The sequence below is a fragment of the Micromonospora alfalfae genome (genome assembly GCF_022230925.1).
In the GTDB taxonomy this organism is placed as follows: domain Bacteria; phylum Actinomycetota; class Actinomycetes; order Mycobacteriales; family Micromonosporaceae; genus Micromonospora; species Micromonospora alfalfae.
In genome coordinates this window covers 1-2,308 of the sequence record NZ_JAKKFH010000052.1, presented here as the reverse complement: position 1 = coordinate 2,308, position 2,308 = coordinate 1, and the positions used below count along the sequence as shown (strand labels likewise).

Genomic DNA, 2,308 nt, shown 5'->3' with positions numbered 1-2,308 from the left:
GCGGAACTAGCTGTGCGCCGGCTGCCGGCGATGTCGGGCTCCACTTGATGCGTTACGGATCGCTGTCACTTGATCTGTAACACGTCCGGCTAGACGATCATGGATGGATGTTAACCGATGTGGCGCGGTTCAGGCTGGGGAGGCGGCTGCCAGTCGGCTTCGCCGTCTGGGCCGACGGTTATCGGGTCGACTCCCGTTCCCGTCAGGTGCCAGGACTCGTAGTTGTGGTCGGGTCCGACGTGCAACTCGGCGCCGTTGCCGAAGGCCAGATGGAGGGCACCCTTGCCGCGGATCTCAACGCTGGTGATGGTCTGGCCGAACAGGTCCAGGACGGGCGCCAGGCGGGCGCCGGCACCGGGGTCAAGTTCGTGCCATTTCCCGTCCGGGTCGCAGAGCAGGAACGGAGTTTCGATGGCCAGTTCGGCGTCGACTCGGTAGCCCTCGTCGGGGTCGAGCGCGGAGAGGCTGAGCCGAACCTGGTAGTCGAAGGCCGTGCGTCGACACGACAGCCGATCAACGGGGTGGGGACTCTCATCGGGCCCATCCTGATTCAGGTGCCGGTCGGCGTCTTGCGCTGGCGTGGAGGTTCGGGTTTACGGACCTTGAATCTAGCGATCGGCTTGGTCGTCGTCGTGGATGCGGAAGGTGGTGTCGGCGTCTTCGACGGTGACGGTTCGACCGGCGTAGCCGATGCCGACATGGATTTTCTGGCCGGCGATGACTAGGGCGCCGCGGCTGCTGACGCGTCGTTCGACGCGTAGCGGCTGGGCTGCCGGGACGGGTGGGGGTCCGGCGGGACGGGCGTCGCGGATGCGGGCCTGCTCGGCCAGGGTCAGCGGATTTGGCAGGCTGCGCAGCAGTGTCCGGTCGGCGTCGAGCAGGTGCAGCACGCCGCGGTCGAGGCGGATGGTGACGCGTCGGCCGGCGAGGTGGTAGCCGATGGGGTGTTGCCGGCCGGCGAGGCTGACCAGGCCGATGGGATTGACGAGCCGGTCGACCTCGACGGGAGCCCCCGGCTTGAGCTGGCCGGCGGTGACCGGGGGCGGTCCGGCGGGGCGGCCGCCGTCGGCGAGGAGCTGACGCAGGTGGGTGGGGGTGAGCCGGGAGGGGACGGTCTTGAGCCGGACGTCGTCGAGGAGGAGGTGGACGACGGAGGTGTCGGCCCAGAGGCCGATCGTGAGTCCGGCCCTGGTGGGGCCGAGCCAGAACTGTTGCCCGCAAACGGCGAGGTTGCCCGAGGCGGGAACGGTGCGACTGATCTCGACGGCGAGGTTGACCGGGTCGACGCCGTTGGCCGCCATGACCAGCGGCGCCGCAGTGGTGGCCGGCTGCTGCTCGGGTGACGGACGTGGGTTCGGCAGCGCGACCGGTGGCGCGTCATCCGGACCCGTTCGGGCCGTGGTCAGCGCTGGCGGCAGCCGCAGGGACAACGCCTCGGTGGGGCGGGTGGCGAACCTTTCCGCCGGGAACGCCATCCCGAGAGACTGGTGGGGCCGTGCGGTGTTGTATTCGTGGCGGAAGGCGTCGATGGCTGCCTGAACTTCGGCCAGGTCGGCCCAGACCTCAACGTCATCGAGCAGTTCACGTTGCAGGGTCTGGTGAAACCGTTCGACCTTGCCAGTGGTGGTGGGTGAGCGTGGCTTGGTAAGCCGGTGGGTGATGCCGTTCTCCCGGCAGATTCGGTCGAACATCACCTCCCCACCACCGGCGTTGAACCGGGCGGTGAACTGCTTGCCGTTGTCGGTCAGCACCTCCTCGGGCATCCCGAACCGTTGCAGAGCCTCGGCGAAGGCGAGGCAGACGGCCCGGCCGGTGGCCCGAGGAACGACAGCGGCGATGACGCAGAACCGGGAGTGATCGTCCACGCCGGTGACGACCTTGGCCTCCCGCCCGTTGGCGAGCATGACACCACCCACGATGTCCATCTGCCACAGCTCCATCGGCCGGCCACGTTCCCACCGCCGGTAGTCCTCCCGCCGACGACGGCGAGGCACGGGATCGATCAGCCCATGCCGGACCAACACCCGATAGATCGTGCTCAACGACGGAACCGGACCGGGACAACCCCGACGGCCCAACTCGTAGTGCAGCCGCCGCTGACCCCACCGAGGATGGCCACGGCGCAGCTCGCAAATAACCGACTCGACCTCTGCCGAGGTCTGGGCCGGGTGCCCCTGGGGCCGGTGCGAGCGGTCCCGCAATCCGTCCAAGCCCTCCTCGGCATACCAGCGCAACCACCGGTGCACCGCCTGGCGGGAGACGCCGAACCGATCGGCCACCTCCGTCACCGCAAGCCCAGCCTGAACCC

At 68.8% G+C, this 2,308-nt stretch carries 1 protein-coding gene and 1 pseudogene; both read right to left on the bottom strand.

Annotation, left to right across the window (positions count from 1 at the left end; all coding sequences use genetic code 11):
- Nucleotides 1-110: 110 nt before the first annotated feature.
- Complete coding sequence (locus MED01_RS36405; RefSeq protein WP_372493764.1) at nucleotides 111-509, bottom strand: DUF6188 family protein; 399 nt, start codon at nucleotides 507-509, stop codon at nucleotides 111-113.
- Between the two features lie 885 nt (nucleotides 510-1,394).
- Nucleotides 1,395-2,288 (bottom strand): annotated as a pseudogene (locus tag MED01_RS31200) (IS481 family transposase); the annotation flags it as partial.
- Nucleotides 2,289-2,308: the final 20 nt, after the last annotated feature.